At 71.3% G+C, this 15,818-nt stretch carries 14 protein-coding genes; 9 read left to right on the top strand and 5 right to left on the bottom strand.

Annotated elements, in window-relative coordinates; all coding sequences use genetic code 11:
- Positions 1 to 281 precede the first annotated feature (281 nt).
- From ACFYMM_RS37130 to ACFYMM_RS37145, 4 genes are all read right to left on the bottom strand, one after another.
- Positions 282 to 1,517 (bottom strand): glycosyltransferase, encoded by a 1,236-nt coding sequence (locus ACFYMM_RS37130; protein WP_388395309.1) that lies wholly within the window; start codon positions 1,515 to 1,517, stop codon positions 282 to 284.
- Positions 1,518 to 1,714: 197 nt separating this feature from the next.
- Positions 1,715 to 2,422 carry a B3/4 domain-containing protein gene (locus ACFYMM_RS37135; protein WP_388395311.1) on the bottom strand — a complete coding sequence of 236 codons (708 nt, stop codon included), beginning with the start codon at positions 2,420 to 2,422 and terminating at the stop codon, positions 1,715 to 1,717.
- Between the two features lie 47 nt (positions 2,423 to 2,469).
- Positions 2,470 to 3,117: an FMN-binding negative transcriptional regulator gene (locus ACFYMM_RS37140; protein ID WP_388395313.1), complete on the bottom strand. Its 648-nt coding sequence runs from the start codon at positions 3,115 to 3,117 to the stop codon at positions 2,470 to 2,472.
- A gap of 25 nt (positions 3,118 to 3,142) precedes the next feature.
- Positions 3,143 to 3,979, bottom strand: a complete 837-nt coding sequence (locus ACFYMM_RS37145; protein WP_388395314.1) for an EamA family transporter — start codon at positions 3,977 to 3,979, stop codon at positions 3,143 to 3,145.
- Between the two features lie 118 nt (positions 3,980 to 4,097).
- Between ACFYMM_RS37145 and ACFYMM_RS37150 the strand changes: the two genes are divergently transcribed.
- The 6 genes from ACFYMM_RS37150 (at position 4,098) to ACFYMM_RS37175 (ending at position 12,036) form a co-directional block, all read left to right on the top strand.
- The gene (locus ACFYMM_RS37150; protein WP_388395316.1) at positions 4,098 to 4,673 is read left to right on the top strand and encodes a helix-turn-helix domain-containing protein; all 576 of its coding nucleotides are present in this window, start codon (positions 4,098 to 4,100) and stop codon (positions 4,671 to 4,673) included.
- A 211-nt stretch (positions 4,674 to 4,884) separates the two neighbouring features.
- Complete coding sequence (locus tag ACFYMM_RS37155; protein ID WP_388395319.1) at positions 4,885 to 6,048, top strand: acyltransferase family protein; 1,164 nt, start codon at positions 4,885 to 4,887, stop codon at positions 6,046 to 6,048.
- Between the two features lie 83 nt (positions 6,049 to 6,131).
- On the top strand, positions 6,132 to 6,689 hold the full coding sequence (locus tag ACFYMM_RS37160; protein ID WP_388395321.1) for a hypothetical protein: 558 nt from the start codon (positions 6,132 to 6,134) through the stop codon (positions 6,687 to 6,689).
- Between the two features lie 277 nt (positions 6,690 to 6,966).
- A complete protein-coding gene (locus tag ACFYMM_RS37165; protein WP_388395323.1) occupies positions 6,967 to 7,908 on the top strand; it encodes an ABC transporter ATP-binding protein in 942 nt (313 codons plus the stop codon).
- Positions 7,905 to 9,269: an ABC transporter permease gene (locus tag ACFYMM_RS37170; RefSeq protein WP_388395326.1), complete on the top strand. Its 1,365-nt coding sequence runs from the start codon at positions 7,905 to 7,907 to the stop codon at positions 9,267 to 9,269. Before ACFYMM_RS37165 ends, ACFYMM_RS37170 begins: the two co-directional genes overlap by 4 nt.
- A 13-nt stretch (positions 9,270 to 9,282) precedes the next feature.
- Entirely contained in the window at positions 9,283 to 12,036 is a 2,754-nt protein-coding gene (locus tag ACFYMM_RS37175) for an alkaline phosphatase family protein (RefSeq protein WP_388395329.1), read from the top strand.
- Between the two features lie 72 nt (positions 12,037 to 12,108).
- Here the strand turns inward: ACFYMM_RS37175 and ACFYMM_RS37180 are convergent, their stop codons facing one another.
- Complete coding sequence (locus tag ACFYMM_RS37180) at positions 12,109 to 12,840, bottom strand: DUF6250 domain-containing protein (protein WP_388395331.1); 732 nt, start codon at positions 12,838 to 12,840, stop codon at positions 12,109 to 12,111.
- A gap of 406 nt (positions 12,841 to 13,246) precedes the next feature.
- Between ACFYMM_RS37180 and ACFYMM_RS37185 the strand changes: the two genes are divergently transcribed.
- From ACFYMM_RS37185 to ACFYMM_RS37195, 3 genes are read left to right on the top strand one after another with little or no spacing between them, the layout of a single operon-like run.
- Positions 13,247 to 14,143 (top strand): TauD/TfdA dioxygenase family protein, encoded by an 897-nt coding sequence (locus ACFYMM_RS37185; RefSeq protein ID WP_388395334.1) that lies wholly within the window; start codon positions 13,247 to 13,249, stop codon positions 14,141 to 14,143.
- Positions 14,140 to 15,030 (top strand): ABC transporter permease, encoded by an 891-nt coding sequence (locus ACFYMM_RS37190; protein ID WP_388395337.1) that lies wholly within the window; start codon positions 14,140 to 14,142, stop codon positions 15,028 to 15,030. The genes ACFYMM_RS37185 and ACFYMM_RS37190 overlap by 4 nt, the downstream gene beginning before the upstream one ends.
- Positions 15,027 to 15,767, top strand: a complete 741-nt coding sequence (locus ACFYMM_RS37195) for an ABC transporter ATP-binding protein (RefSeq protein ID WP_388395339.1) — start codon at positions 15,027 to 15,029, stop codon at positions 15,765 to 15,767. Before ACFYMM_RS37190 ends, ACFYMM_RS37195 begins: the two co-directional genes overlap by 4 nt.
- Positions 15,768 to 15,818 lie beyond the last annotated feature (51 nt).

The raw sequence follows: 15,818 nt of genomic DNA on the forward strand, positions 1-15,818 counted from the left end.
CTTGTCCGTCAGAGACACCGCGGATCCCTCCCCCGACCGTGTTCGGTGGGCACGTCCGACCTGATCAGCCCCTGAGCGTGGAGATCGTCCCAGAGACCCTGATGATAGTCGGACGGGGGCGCGGGAAAGCGACCGCGGTGGCGGCCGGCACAGCGGCCGCCGTACGCACGTCCGGCTCGGCCGACCGCCCTGGTCCACGCCACCGACCCGGTCGCGAAGGCGGCGGACCGAACCACGGGACGGAGCCTCGCGGCTCGCGCGAGAACTCCCTCCCGCGTGGTTCACGCGGACACGGGCCGCCTTTCCCGGCCGGCTTCGTCGAGCAGCAGCTTCGCGGCCGTCGTCGCACCGTCGGCGCGGACGGTGCCGGCCACGGCCACCGCGCGGGTACGGGTCTCGGGCGTCAGGGCCGTGGCGAGCGCGGCGGACAGCGAGTCGACCGTCGGCGTCCGGCCGTCATGAGCCGCGCCGATGCCCAGTTCGGCCACCCGCCCCGCCCAGTACGGCTGGTCCGCGATCTGGGGGACCACCACCTGGGGCACTCCGGCCATGGCCGCCGTCGTCGTGGTGCCCGCACCGCCGTGGTGCACGACGACGGCCACCCTGCGGAACAGCGCCTGCTGGTTGACCTCGCCGACGACGAAGCAGTCGCCGGCGTCGTCGATCGGGGCGAGGCCGGCCCAGCCACGGGCGAGGACCACGCGGCGACCGTGCGCGCGGCTCGCTTCGATGGCCACCCGGGCGACGTCCTTCGGGGCGTACGCGGCCATGCTGCCGAAGCCCACGTACACCGGTGGCGCGCCGGCGTCCAGGAACGCCTCCAGCTCTTGGGGGAGCGGACGGTCGTCGGGCAGGATCCAGGCCCCCGTCTGCACGACGTCGAGGTTCGTCCTGCCCTGCGCCGGCCACAGCGTCGGGTCCGCCGCCAGCCACGGCCGGTCCGTCAGGACGTGGTCGCGGACGTTGTCCACCGGCGGCAGACCGATCGCCGCCCGGTGGCTGTTGAGCGCCTCGCCGTACAACGCGTTCACCCTCTGGGCGTCCTGCTCCCACAGCACCCGCTTGTCGGTCTCGCCCTCCGGGGAGGGCGTGCCCGGCCGCGCGCCGGGAGCGAAGTGCCGCGACGGCAGCCCCAGGGTGTGGAAGCAGGCGAGCACGTAGGGGATGCCCAGTTTCTCGGCGACATCGCGTGCGCCGGCCGGCATCAGGCCGGTCGCCAGTAGCGCGTCACATCCCTCGGCCGCCGCGGTGAGCGTGCCGAAGCGCGCGGCGACCAGCTCGGGAGCGAGCCGGAACGCGTCCTCCTTCGTGGGCGGCTTCGTCCCGGCGACCACCGAGCGTACCGTCGGACCGAGTGGCACCAGCGGCACACCGACACGCGCCAGCAGGGTCGCGAACTCCTCGTCCGGCGGCGCGCACACCCGCACCTGCGCGCCGAGGTCCCGCAGGCTCACCGCCAGTCCCGCCAGCGGTTCGACATCGCCCCGCGACCCCCATGTCGTCAGCAACACACGCACTTTGCGACTCCCATTTCCGCAGGTTGTGGCTTTGAGCCGCCGATTCTGCGGCACAACGGGGGTCTTGCCGCAAGCCCCCCGGTGCGCTATATCTTGATAGTGGCAAGGAGTGGGATCTCCTTGCCTTCGTCATGTGGCCGTCTTTCGGCCCGCCTTGTGGCCCGCGTCTTGTGGCCCTTCTCGAGGCCGTGCCCCCGTCAGAGGGCGACCCGCGGACGGGCGGGGCTGAGGTAGTGGACGGTGCTGTGCGCGGAGTGCTCGGCGAGCAGGCCCCGCAGTTCGCCGGCGGCCGTCTCGAGAAGGTGGCCGTCGCGGGGCGCGTGGAGGGTTTCGAGGACGAAGGCGACACGGGTGGAGTCCTCGGTGACGCGGGTGCGGTGGGCGTCGCGGTGGTTCCAGTGGCGGGTCAGCACGCCGGTGCTGTCGGTGTATACGATCTCGCCGGCCTTGGGGCTCTCGACCGTGTCGGGTTCGCCGAGCGGGGTGAAGGTCTCGGTGCCGTCGGCGGGGCGGATCTCGACGTCGCCGGTGACGTGGTCGAGGTCGAAGGCGCCGGCGGGCAGCCGGTGGCGGACGGAGACACCGTTGTAGGAGTCGACGGCCGGGTTGATCCGTGGCAGGGCGCCCTTCTTCGCCAGGCGGCGGCCGAGGGCGTCGACACTGGGCCGGATGCGGCGGGGGTTGGTGCCGAAGGACCGGTAGGCGGTGTGCCAGGCCTCGATGCGCGGGTCGCTCTCGTCGGCGGGCTGCCACGTTCCGGCGGCGAGCTCCTCTTCCAGGTCCTTCAGGGCGGCGGTGGTGGCGGGCCAGGGTTCGTGGCCGCGCAGCCCGGCTGCGGTGACGACGGCGATGAGGGTGTCGGGGAAGGCGTCCGCGACGGCGGGGCTGATGCGGAAGGTGGTCACAGTGAGGTCCGTTCCAGGATGGTGCGAGCCCGGGGGAGGGCACGGGATCAGGATTGCCAGGTGCCGATGCGGTCCAGGCGCCGCCGCTGCTGCTCGGCGGCGGGTGCGTCCAGGCCGGTGCCGCGTTCGGTGAGCCGGCGGGCGGTGCCGGTGCGCTGCTCGACGGGTTTGTGGTCGTCGTACTTGAACTTCGCCCGTACCTCGGTGACGTCCAGGCGCAGGCCGCGGATGCCGGGCAGCATCCGCCCGTAGGGGGGCCGGTCGGGGTCGATGGCCGCGTGGTCGCCGTCGGGCTGGAAGTGGGTCATCTGGCGGCGCAGCAGCTCGGCCTTGGCTTCGGGCTCGTCGACGATCGTGGCCCGGCAGGTGAACTGGACGGCCGCGTAGTAGCTGGTCGGGACACCGTGGGTGGGCGGGACGCCGGGCTTGGCGCGCCAGGGGCCGGGGACGAAGGCGTAGTCGCCGGTGACGGTGAAGGTGACGTTCGGGTCCGCCTCGATCGGCGTCCGGACGGGGTTGGGGCGCGCGAGGTGGACCAGCAGGGTGCCGCCGTCGACGGTGAAGTGGGTGGGTACGACGACGGGCGCCCGGCCGGCCCCGCCGTTGACGCTGAGGATGCCGAAGTCGTGGCCGTCGGCGATCCAGGTCCGCCGTTCGGCGTCGTCCAGGGCTGCGTCCCAGGGCTGGATGAACATGCCGGGCTCCTTCCGGGAGTGCGGGTCAGGTGAGGGCGAGGAGGCCGACGGCGACGGCGGCGGCGCCCAGGCCGACCAACTGGCCGCGGTGGATGCGCTCGGCGAGGACACCGCGGGCGAGCAGGACGGTGCCCGCCGGGTACAGGGCCGTGATCACCGCGACGACGGCCAGGTCACCACCGCGGGCGGCGAGCAGGAACAGCAGGTTGGCCACCGAGTCCAGGACTCCGGCCGCCGCCGACATCGCGTACGCGGGCTTCTCCGGCCCCAGCCTGCGGTACATCAGCCCGGCCGCGGCCAGGGTGACCACGGAGGAGACCGCACGGCCCGTGATCAGCGGGCCGACGCCGCTGTCGGAGGGGGCCTGGTGCAGGAAAACCAGTTGCAGGGCGATGGCGGCCCCCGCGCCGAGGGCCAGCAGCAGCGCGGTCCGGGAGGGGCGTGCGCCACCCGCGCCGTGTCCGGCGCTGACCAGCACCACCGCCGCCAGCGCCAGAGGAAGACCGATCAGGCCGGCCGGGCCCAGGTGTCCGCCCTCGAACAGTCCGACGGCGACCGGCAGCACCGCCGAGACCAGCGCGGTGACGGGCGACAGGACGTTCATCGGGCCGATCGCGAGCGTGCGGTAGAGCAGGGCGAACGCGGCCGCCGACGCGACACCGGACGCCGCGCCCCAGACGAGGGTCGCCGGGGCGAAGGAGGCCCCGAGGAAGGGCCACAGGAGCAGTTCGACGGTGAGCGAGGCCGGGGCGGCGATCATCACGGTGCGCAGGACGTGCGCCCTGCGGGCGCCGAGGCCGCCGAGGAAGTCTGCGCATCCATAGGCCAGGGAGCTGCCCAGGGCCGGCAGCAGAGCGATCACGGGTACATCCCTTACTATCAATGGAACGACTACACCGTACATCGCACCGACCGGGAATCGTCAACCGAACGACCGCGCGGTGCAGTGCAGTGATCCACCTGCTGGGAGGGTGAGGGAGATGGCCGAGACCGAGGCGGCGCTGCGGACGCTCGCGCACAATGTCCGCGCGGCCCGTACCCGCGCCGGGCTGTCCCTGGACGAACTCGGCCGCCGGGCCAAGGTCAGCAAGGGCGCCCTGGTCGCCCTGGAGAAGGCCCAGGGCAATCCGAACTTCGCCACCCTTGTCCGCCTCGCCGACACCCTCGGCGTCTCCGTCTCGGCCCTCATGGAAGGCCGAGCCCATGAACGCGTCCGGGTGGTGAGCGCCGACGCCGTCATGCCCCTGTGGAAGGGCGAGCACGGCGGCGAGGCCCGGCTGATGCTGACCACCAGCGGCCCGGCGGCCACCGAGGTCTGGCGCTGGACGCTGGAGCCGGGCGAGGAGTACCCCAGCCACCCCCACCAGGCCGGTGTGGTGGAGACCGTCAGTGTCACCGCCGGCCGGATGACGCTCGTCGTCGACGGCACCGAGCATCCTGTCGAAGCCGGACAGACCGCCACCTTCGACGCCGACAGCGCCCACACCTACCGCGGCGCCGGGACCGAGACCTGTCACCTGATCATGACGGTCCACCTGCCCCCGGGGCCCGCGTAGCACGTGGGGGTGCTTCCCGCCTCGCCCGTTGAACCTCCTCGTCGCGCGCAGCGTATGAGTCGCCGGGGGTGGCGCTGTGCCGCCCGGACCGTGACCGAGGGGACGCCGGGGTGGGTCGTACCACGGCGCCGAGAGGAAGGGCCGAACGATTTCTTCGGAATCGAGCCGTCCCGTCAGCAGCGATCCTGGCGTAGCCGTACTGGTGCGGCAGGTGGAGCGGCCGGGTGAGGTCAACGGCAACGGTCATGTGCCGGGCCTCGACGGGCTGCGCGGCCTGGCCGCACTCTACGTGCTCCTCTTCCACTGCTGGCTGCTGACGTTTCCGGGGTTTCCGAAGAACTCGGGCCCCTCCTGGCTGGGCTGGCTGATGTACGGGCGGGTCGCCGTCGTCTTCTTCCTCGTCCTTTCCGGTTTCTCGCTGGCGATCTCGCCGGCACGTCGTGGCTGGACCCAGAAAAGCGTCGCCGGGTTCCTGCGGCGGCGCGCCTGGCGCATCCTCCCGCCGTACTGGGCGGCACTGGCGCTGAGTTCGGCCGTCGCCTTCTTCGTCGTGCCCGCCTCGCACTACGGTCCGCCGAACGGCAGGACCCTTCTGGTGTACGGGCTCGTCCTCCAGGACGTGTTCACCGCTCCCACGCCGAACGGCGCGTTCTGGTCGATCGCCGTGGAGGCGGAGCTGTATCTCCTCTTTCCGCTGCTGCTCTTCTTCCGGCGACGCCTCGGGGCCCTGTTCCTGGTCGCCGGTGTGACGCTGACGGAGGTCGCACACGGCCTGCTGGCGGACAACGCGTCTCCGGTCGAGGGCGACAACTGGCTGGCCTTGGACCTCGCGCCGGTATTCGTGGCCGGTCTGGTGGCCGGGGGCATCGTCGTCGCCCGGGAGAGCGTCCGACGCGTGCCCTGGCACCGGCTCGCCGCGGCGGCCGCCCTGCCGGTGGCGTCACTCATGGCGGTCAGGGGCTCGGTCTGGACAGTGCATCACTACTTCTGGGTGGATCTCGCCCTCGCGCCCGCCATGGCGATGTTCCTGGCGGGGATCGCCACCGGACGCCCGGCGCTTCTGATGCGGCTCCTGGCGACCCGGCCGATGCGCCGTCTCGGTGACTTCTCCTACAGCCTCTACCTCATCCATCTGCCGATCGTCATGGTCGTCATCCGTGACGTCGCCCCGCGGTTCGTGTCCGCCGGGCTGCCGACCTTCTGGTTCACGCTGATGCTGGCGCTGCCCGTCTCGCTCGTGTCCGCGTGGCTCTTCGCGGAGATGTTCGAGATGCCCTTCAAGCGGAACCGGTCCTGGCAGTCCATGCTCTCGGCAGGGCGATCACGCCGGGCCGCCGCGCGTGCGCCGCATGGCGAACCGGCGGGGGACTCGTAGCCGTGCGGGCAGCGGTGAGACGTTCTGGGGTCGCCCGACGTACTGAGGGAGCAAGTGGGCGACTTTCGAAGAAGGGCAACTCCGTGATCCGGCAACGCATCGTCCTCGTCTCCACAGCAGGGCTCGCCTCCGTGCTCCTGCTGGCGGCGTGCGGCTCCTCGAACGACACCGCCACCAACGCGAGCGCGGGCAGCGCAGCACCCACCGCCACGGCCCCTTCGCATCCCACGGCCTCGGCATCCGCCGGCAGGCGCGGTTCCGCGAGCAGGCACAGGGCGACGACCACCTCACTGAAGGCCGAAGCGGTGAACGGTGTGGGCAGCGTGGTCACCGACGACCACGGGATGACCCTCTACCGCTACGACAAGGACCAGTCCCACCCCTCCAAGTGGACGTGCGCGGGCGCGTGTACGAAGACATGGATGCCCGTCATCGTGCACGGCCCCCTGCAGACCGCGGGCGTGGACAGGAGTCTGCTCGGCACGGTCCATCGCAAGGGCAGGAAGCAGCTCACCCTCGCCGGGTGGCCGTTGTACCGGTACATGGGCGACACCGCGGCCGGACAGGCGAACGGCGAGGGCAAGGACGGTCAGTGGTACGCCGTCACCCCCTCCGGCGGGAAGTCCACCAAGACCGGCTGAGCCGGGTTCCGGTACCGGGGGAGACAACGGACAGGCCGGGCGGGCGCCCCATGACACGGGCGCCCGCCCGGCCTGCCGCTTTTCCCCGAGGAGCCGGTGTCCGATTTCCCCGGGGAGCCGGTGTCCGACGCCGCCCCGGTCCGGCCCGATGCTCGCCACGGTGTGCCCGCGGTCTTGCGATGCCTTGACGATCCGTTCCTTGGGCGTTCAACCAGCCGTCCCTGCCTGAGCTGTGTGCCGCGCATAAGTTCCGTGAGCGGCGCGAAAGAAGGGACTCATGGATACTCTGCTCGCAGTCCGGGCGCGTGGGATCACCAAGTGTTTCGGGGACGTCGTCGCGCTCGACGGCATCGATCTGGATGTGGCGCGGGGGCAGGTCCACGGCCTGGTCGGACCGAACGGCGCTGGAAAAACGACTCTGCTGGGCCTGCTGCTGGGCCTGGCCGTCGCCGACGGCGGCCGTCTGGAGGTCCTGGGCACGCCGGTCGAACGGGCGCTCTCCGTCCCCGACGGCGTCGCCGGTTTCGTGGACGCGCCCGGTCTCTACCCCTCGCTCACCGCCCGCCAGAACCTCGCCGCCCTCGCCGCCCTCCGCGGCCTGGACACCGGAACGGCGGGCATCGACGACGTGCTCGGCGAGGTCGGGCTCACCGATGTCGCCGACGACAAGGCCCGCGGCTTCTCCCTCGGCATGCGTCAGCGGCTCGGCCTCGCCGCGGCCCTGCTCACCAGACCCCGGCTGCTCGTCCTCGACGAGCCGTCCAACGGCCTCGACCCGGCCGGCAAGAGACATGTGCACGGCGTTCTGGCCCGGCTCGCCGCCGACGGCACCGCCGTGGTCCTCTCCAGCCACCGGATGGACGACCTGGAGGCACTGTGCTCCGAGGTCACCATCGTCGCCACCGGACGCGTCGTGTTCTCCGGTCCGCTCGGCAAGCTGGCCGCCGAGAACCGTGAACTCGACTACCGGCTGCGCACCTCCGACCCGGTGACCGCGCGCCGGGTCGCCGGCGACACGGCCGGGATCCGGATCGTCGACGACAGCGGCCCACGGCAGGACGCCGACGTGCTCGTCGTACGCGGCAAGGTGGCCGCCCTCGACGAACTCGTGGCCGACGTCGTGCGCGCGGACGTCGCGGTCCGTGAACTCGCCCCCGTCGTATCGCCGCTGGAGGCCGCGTTCCTCGCCCTCACCGAGCGGCAGGAGGCCGGCCGATGACCGCGACCACCGCCCCCACGGCCGTCACCGAGCACGTCCCCGTCGCCGCGCGCCGGGTCCCGGTCTCCCGCGGCTACCGCTTCGAACTGGTCAAACTCTTCTCGCAGTGGCGGATCCGGCTGCTGGTCCTCGCCTGCTGGATCGCGCCCGGTCTCTTCGTCGCCGGGGTGAGCGAGCAGAGCACGCTGCCCTCCGACACACTGTTCGGACGCTGGATGCACGCGACCGGCTGGGCCGGACCGCTGGTGGTGCTCGGTTTCGCCGGCACCTGGGCGCTGCCGCTGCTGACGTCGGTGGTCGCCGGTGACGTGTTCGCCGCCGAGGACCGGCTCGGCACCTGGCGGCATCTGCTGGTCGCGGTCCGCTCGCCCACCCGGATCTTCGTGGCCAAGACGCTGGCCGGCCTCACCGTGATCCTGCTCCTGGTGGCCGGACTGGCCTGCTCCAGCGCGATGGGCGGGCTGTCGGCGGTCGGCAACAAGCCGCTGGTCGGCCTCGACGGGCATCTGCTCACACCGGGGGACACCGCCGTCAAGGTCCTGCTCGCCTGGGCCGCCGCCCTCGCCCCGACGCTCGCCCTCGCCGCGATCGGCCTGCTGGGCTCGGTGGCGTCGGGCCGCTCCCCGACAGGCCTGCTGCTGCCCCCGCTCGTCGCGCTCGGGACGCAGGTGGCCCAGATGCTTCCGCTGCCCGTCGCCGTACGCCTCGCCCTGCCCGGCTACGTCTTCATCTCCTGGAACGGCCTGTTCACCAGCCCCACCCAGCTCGCCCCGCTGCTGACCGGCGTCGCGGTCAGCCTGGCGTGGGCGGCGCTCGCCACCGTCCTGGCCCATGTGCTGTTCCTACGGCGGGACTTCACCAACCCCGCCCACGACGGCTCCGGGCGCCGCGCGCTCACCCTCGGCGTGCTGCCGTTGGCCGCGCTGACCGCCGTCACCGTCGGGGCGGTCGCCGTGGCCACCCCCTCGACGGGCTCCGGCATCCGACAGGACAAGGTGCAGAAGTCCCTCGCCACGGCCTTCGCGCACCTTTACCGCCTGCAGACGCGGGAACTCCATCGACCCGCCGTCACCGAGAAGCAGTTGGGGGCCACGGCGGCGTGCACCAAGAGCGACGGCCAGGCCGCCCAGGAGGGCGCGGGGAACGACTGGCGTTGCGTCGTGAGCTGGCATCTGCCCGGCGCCCCGGTGACGGGGACGGCCGTCTACCAGCTCGACATCACCTCGGACGGGCGGATCGTGGCCGACGGTGACGGCCCGAAGGAAGTCAACGGTTACTTCCTCGTGCGGACCTCCACCGGCGACGCCCCCAATCCCCTGTGGCAGTTCGACGGCAACGTCGATCTGCTCGACATCCACTGAAGGGAACAGTTCCGTGCAGGTAATCCGCCAGCGCCGGACCAGTGACACGAGACAGGTCGACCTCTTCGGCCACCGCGTCGGCCGCCGGGCCATGATGGTGACGGCGGGCATCACCGTCGCCCTCGGCGTCACCGGCACCGCGGTCGCCTCGACCTACCAGTTCGGCACCCAGCAGGTGGGCCGGCAGACCGCCAGGGGACAGGTCGTCTCCGCCGACCAGTACATCAACCCCTACGGAACCCGTACCGTCATCAACGACGGCAAGATCATGTCGTCGGCGGTCAGCCCGGACGGCACCCGTCTCGCGGCCTCCGTCGCCGACGGCGACGCGTCCCTGGTCGTCATGGACCTCGCCACCGGGCAGATCAAACAGAAGATCGGCACCAGCACCGCGGACGACCTGCGGATCAGCAGCGGCGCGGTCGGCCAGGAGGGCCCGACGTACTCGCCCGACGGCAAGCAGCTGTGGCTGGGCCAGGCGAACGGCTACACCAAGTTCACCGTCGGCGCGGACGGCACCCTCGCCGACCCGACGGCCGTCGGCATCCCCGCCGACGGCCCCAAGCAGGCGCTGGTGGGCGCGGCCGTCTTCTCCGGCGACGGCGCCACCGTGTACGGCGCGGTCAACGGTCAGAACAAGGTGGTCGCGATCGACGCGGCGACCGGAACCATCAAGCGGACCTGGGCCGTCGGCAACGCCCCGCGCGGCCTCGCCCTGGCCGGCGGCAAGCTGTACGTCAGCAACGAGGGCGGACGCCCGGCCAAGGCCGGCGACACCACCATCAACTCCTACGGCACCGACGTGGTCGCCAACCCGAAGACCGGCGCCAGCACCACCGGCACGGTCAGCGTCATCGACACCACGGACCCGTCCGCCGCCGTCGGCACCATCGCCGTGGGCCTGCACCCGACCGCGGTGTACGCGAGCAAGGGCGCGGTGTTCGTCACCAACACCGCCGACAACAGCGTGTCGGTCATCGACAGCCGCAAGGACAGGGTCGTCCAGACCATCGCCACCCAGCCGTGGCCGGAGGCTTCGGTCGGCTACGAGCCCAACGCGGTCACCCTCACCGACGACGGCCGCCTGCTGGTCACGCTCGGCCGCGCCAACGCCGTCGCCGTCTACCGCTACGGCTCCCCGCAGCAGCCCGCCCGTTACGTCGGTCTGCTCCCCACGGACTACTACCCGTCGGGGGTCTTCGCCGACGGGAAGAAGATCGTCGTCACCAACACCCGTGGTGTCGACGCCCTGCGCCCCGACGCGGCCGGCCACAACACGCACGACACCACGTCGAGCCTCACCCGGTTCACCCTGCCGAGCGACCACGTCGTCAGGTCCGAGACGGCCAAGGTGTTCCGGCAGAACGGCTGGACCGCCGGCTCGGTGAAGACCGCCAAGGGCTACGGCCACGCCCGGGCCGTCCCGGTGCCGAAGCGGATCGGCGACCCCTCGACGATCAAGCACGTCTTCCTGCTCGTCAAGGAGAACCGCACCTACGACCAGGTCTTCGGCGACCTCCCGCAGGGCAACGGCAACTCCTCGCTCACCCAGTTCGGCGGGAACGTCACGCCCAACCAGCACGCGCTGGCCCAGCAGTTCGGGCTGTACGACAACTTCTACGACATCGGCACCAACTCGGCCGAGGGCCACAACTGGCTCATGCAGTCCGACAACCCGGAGTACACGGAGTCGTCGGCCGGCGAGTACACGCGCAGCTACGACACCGAGAACGACGTGCTCGGCCACCAGAAGACCGGGTTCATCTGGACCGGTGCGCAGGCGGCCGGCAAGTCCGTCAAGGACTTCGGCGAGTTCCAGTCGGCCGAGACCAAGCCGGCCGGGGCGACCTGGCAGAACCTGTACTGCGACAGCAAGAACATGGCCGCGACGGGCGCGCAGACCGCCTACCCCATCAAGACGGGCTCGGCGATCCCCTCGCTCAACGCCGTGTCGGTGCAGGGCTTCCCCCTGTTCGACCTCAGCGTCCCGGACATCTACAAAGAGCAGATCTGGAAGCAGGACTTCGAGAAGAACGGCCCGGCGAACCTGAACATGTTCTGGTTCCCCAACGACCACACCGGCGGCCCGGCCAACGCCGCCGCCGAGGTCGCCGACAACGACCTCGCGGTCGGCCGGATGGTCGACGAGATCACCCACAGCAAGTACTGGAAGGACTCGGCGATCTTCGTCGTCGAGGACGACTCCCAGGCGGGTCTCGACCACGTCGACGGCCACCGTGCCCCGGTCCAGGTCATCAGCCCGTACGCCCAGCACGGCACGGTCGACGACCACTACTACTCGCAGATCACCATGGTCCGCACCATCGAGCAGATCCTCGGGATCAAGCCGATGAACCAGCTCGACAGCGCGGCCACCCCGATGTACGGGGCGTTCACCAGGAAGGCGGACGACACCCCGTTCACGGCGGTCCCCAACCGGACCTCGCTGACCCTCGGCGTGAACCCGCAGCCGGCCTGCGGCTCGGACACCCCGGCGGCCCAGGACACCAAGGCGGCCGCCGCGCCGACGTCGGTGTCCGTGCCGGGTGCCGAGAAGCCCGTCGCCGCGCAGTGGCAGAGCTGGGCCTCGCACCAGCGGCTGACCGGCAAGGACGCGGTGCCGGACTACGCCAACCCCCAGCAGATGAACCACTACACCTGGTACCAGACGCACGACTGGAAGAAGCCGTACCCCGGCGAGAACAAGGTCTTCGCGCCGAACGACGTGCCGGGCGCCTACATCCCGTCGTCGGAGTCCGACGGCTGACCCTGGGCGATCGGGTCAGAGGCGGCCCCGGCCGGCGTCACCGCGCCGGCCGGGGCCGCCCGCTCGTCGGAGTCAGGAGTCGTGACCGCCATCGAGCCGCCAGACACGGAAGTCGGTGATGTGGAAGTGACTCCAGGTGGTGCGGAAGGCGAACCAGCCGCTGGTGTACGGGTCCTCGTCGGTGTAGTCGAAGACCAGCTCTCCGTTGTCCCAGTACTGGACGTGCCGGCCCTCGGAGACCAGCCGGATGCGGTTGGGTTCGTTCGCGGTGAGCAGCGGCGAGGTGTAGTCGTAGATCAACGGCCGGGAGCCCGCCACACCGACGTAGCGGCGCAGCCGGGTGGTGGTGTCGGAGTTCGCGCCGAGGCCCGCGTAGTAGGTGGTGAGGTAGTCGTAGTCGGCCAGGGCGCCGCTGCGGGGCGTGGCGAACAGGTCCTTCGGGGATCGTGAGTCCCGGGCGTTCCAGAAGGAGTTCAGGTCGCTGACCCGGTCGTTGGTGCCGCCCGCCGAGACCGGGGTCGCCGTGAAGTCGATCTCGTACCGGCCGGAGAACGGCCGCTTGAACCAGACCGACGCCCCCGCGGGCACGTCGACGTCGAGCACGCCGTCCTTCGCCGTGACGCTGCCGCCCTTCTCCAACTCGGCCGACCACTGGCCGGTGCCGTGCCGGAAGTCGTCGCGCGCCAGCAACCGACCGTGGTGGTACGAGGCTTGACGGACCGGTGCGGCGGCGGCACCGGGGGACAGCGCGGTGCCGGCCGCGACCGCGAGGCTCACCGCGAAGGCGGCCCAGGTGTAGCGCATCGGAAGATCCCTCTCTGCAGACGGTCAGGAAGCCTACGGTCCTACGTTTCAGCAATGTGAGGCCTGGCCGGAAATCATTGACCGGTGCGGCGGGTCTCTGCTCAACTCACGTTCCATGACCCCGCGCGTGGATTTGACCCGGAGGCGCCACATCGACCTGGCGCACGTCTCCAGCGCGTTCTGTTGTCGTTGACCGTCGGCGATGACCGCTGTCGTCGATCCGGAGGCCGTGCCGCCGATCCGCGAGGCGGCCCCCGGCACTGACCGGTGTGCGCCGCCGCGGGCCTGCCCGCCCCGGCCGCCTTCGTCCGACCGCCTCCCCGCCATGCCCCGCTCCGCTCCCCGTCCTCCGCCGCCCTCCCCCTGGGGAGAGGTGTGTGTCGCCCACCTCGAGAGGGACCTCCTCATGCCCCTGTCCATCCGCAAGCTCACCAGCCGCATCGGCGCGGTCGTCGAGGGCGTCGACCTCGCGGGCCGCCCCGACCCCTCGACGATCACTGCGCTGCGCGACGCCCTCAACGCACACAAGGCGATCGTGTTCGACGACGTGAACCTCGACAACGCCGGCCAGGAGCGGGTGGCCGGGTGGTTCGGCGACCTGACGACCGCCCATCCGAACGTGCCGGCCGTGGACGGTACGACGAACGTGCTCGCCGTCGACAGTGAGACGTCGAAGGCGAACGAATGGCACACGGACGTCACCTTCGTGCTCAACCCGCCGCAGCTCACCACGCTCCGCTCCGTCGTGACGACGCCCTACGGCGGCGAGACGCTCATCGCGAACGCGGGCGCTGCCTACCGCGACCTGCCCGAGCCGCTCCGCGCCCTCGCGGACTCCCTGCGCGTCGTGCACACCAACCGGTACGACTACGCGCGCCCCACGGCCACGACGACGCAACGCCAGGAGTACGACCGGGTCTTCGTCTCGACGCCGTACGAGACCGAGCACCCGCTCGTTCGGGTGCACCCGCTGACCGGCGAGCGCGGGCTGTTCATCGGCGGGTTCGCCAAGCGGATCGTCGGCCTGTCGAACAGCGAGTCCGCCGAACTGCTGCGCATCCTGCAGGCGTACGTGACCCGTCCGGAGAACATCCTGCGCTGGACCTGGTCCCCCGGTCAGCTGCTGATCTTCGACAACAGGATCACCCAGCACTACGCGGTGGACAACTACGACGACCACCCGCGCCGCCTCAACCGGGTGACGGTCGCCGGAGACGTGCCGGCCGGGACCGACGGCCGCCGCAGCGAGCAGCTCCTCGGCGACGCCTCGCACTACAGCAAGGTGCTGGAGGTGGCGGCGTGACCGAGGTCGGCCTCGACAGGCCGGTCGTGAGCCCGGCCGACGCGGAGCCGAGGAGTGTGCCGCGACGCGAGGTCTTCCTTCCGCGCGACGACCACCGCCAGAGCCTGCCGCGCACCCTCCGCCAGCGGCTGCGCTGGCCGCTGGGCATCTACACCACGCCGGCCGTGATCCTCATCGCCTGGGAGATCCTGGCCGGGCAGGGAGTGCTGAAGCCGACGTACGCTCCGGCGCCGACCTCCATCGTCAAGTCCGCCGTCGACCTGTGGCAACAGGGCGTCCTCGGACCGGACCTGGCCATCTCGCTGCAACGGGCCGGCATCGGTCTCGCGATCGGTCTGACGGTGGGCATCGTCAGCGGGGTACTGGGCGGACTGCTGCGCAGCGGCGAGTACCTGTTCAACGGCGTCGTGCAGATCCTGAACACCATCCCGCTGCTCGCGGTGCTGCCGTTGATGATCGTGTGGTTCGGCATCGACGAGCTGACGAAGGTGCTGCTGATCTCGTTCGGCGCGGGCGTCCCCATGTACGTCAACCTCTTCGCCGCCATCCGCGGTGTCGACCAGCGGCTGATCGAGATGGCGCGGACGACCGGCGCGGGCAACTGGCGCCTGGTGACACGGGTGCTGGTACCCGGAGCCCTGCCGGGATTCCTGGTGGGCCTCCGTTTCTCCCTCGCCTACAGCGTCCTGGGCCTGGTCGCGGCCGAGACGGTCAATGCCGACAAGGGGCTCGGCTTCCTCATCACCCAAGGGCAGACGTACCTGCAGACCGGCCAGGTCTTCGTGGGTCTGGTGATCTACTCGCTCCTCGGTCTGCTCGCCGATCAGTTCGTCCGGGCTCTCGAGCGGGTGCTGCTGCGGTGGCGCCCCAGTTATGAGGCAGCATGACCAGCACCGTCGCCACGCACACCACACGGCCCCGCCGGCAGGCCGGCGCCGTCGTCGAGAACGTCGTCCGCCGCTTCGGGGACCGGGTCGTCCTCGACCGGCTCGACCTCACCATCGCCGACGAGGAACTGGTGGTCCTGCTGGGCCCCTCCGGCTGCGGCAAGAGCACCCTCCTGCGCCTGCTCGCCGGTCTCGACCGGCCCGACGGCGGGCGGGTGGAGGTGCCGGCCAGACGCGCCATCGTGTTCCAGGCCGACCGTCTGCTGCCCTGGCAGCGCGTGCTGCGCAACGTCACCCTCGGCCTGCACGGACCGGACGCCGACCGGCGGGCCCTCGACGTCCTCGCCGAGGTCGGACTGCAGGACCGCGAGAAGGCATGGCCCAAGGAACTGTCGGGCGGCGAGGCCCAGCGGGTGTCCCTGGCGCGGGCGCTGGTCTCGGAGCCCGAACTGGTGCTGCTCGACGAGCCGTTCGCGGCGCTCGACGCGATCACCCGGCTGCGCATGCACGACCTGGTACGGGCCCTGCGCAGCAAGCACCACGCGGCCATGCTGCTCGTCACCCACGACGTCGACGAGGCGATCGCGCTGGCGGACCGCGTCGTCGTCATGAGCGACGGGCGCATCGGCACCTCCCACCTCGTCGAACTGTCGGCCGCCGACCGCGAGGCGAGCATCGCGCGCGAGGAACTGCGCTCCGCGCTCCTGGCGGACCTCGGCCTCGCCGACCAGCACTGACGTCCCACCCCCACCTCGACCCACTTCTCCCACCACAGCACAGAGAGCGCG

The sequence above is a fragment of the Streptomyces sp. NPDC006739 genome (assembly GCF_042869815.1).
GTDB lineage: Bacteria > Actinomycetota > Actinomycetes > Streptomycetales > Streptomycetaceae > Streptomyces.

Excerpts from the sequence above, each read along its gene's own strand:
- ACFYMM_RS37140 (WP_388395313.1), bottom strand. The coding sequence starts at position 3,117 with ATGTTCATCCAGCCCTGGGACGCAGCCCTGGACGACGCCGAACGGCGG.
- ACFYMM_RS37165 (WP_388395323.1), top strand. The coding sequence starts at position 6,967 with ATGGATACTCTGCTCGCAGTCCGGGCGCGTGGGATCACCAAGTGTTTC.
- ACFYMM_RS37195 (WP_388395339.1), top strand. The coding sequence starts at position 15,027 with ATGACCAGCACCGTCGCCACGCACACCACACGGCCCCGCCGGCAGGCC.
- ACFYMM_RS37180 (WP_388395331.1), bottom strand. The coding sequence starts at position 12,840 with ATGCGCTACACCTGGGCCGCCTTCGCGGTGAGCCTCGCGGTCGCGGCC.
- ACFYMM_RS37150 (WP_388395316.1), top strand. The coding sequence starts at position 4,098 with ATGGCCGAGACCGAGGCGGCGCTGCGGACGCTCGCGCACAATGTCCGC.
- ACFYMM_RS37185 (WP_388395334.1), top strand. The coding sequence starts at position 13,247 with ATGCCCCTGTCCATCCGCAAGCTCACCAGCCGCATCGGCGCGGTCGTC.
- ACFYMM_RS37170 (WP_388395326.1), top strand. The coding sequence starts at position 7,905 with ATGACCGCGACCACCGCCCCCACGGCCGTCACCGAGCACGTCCCCGTC.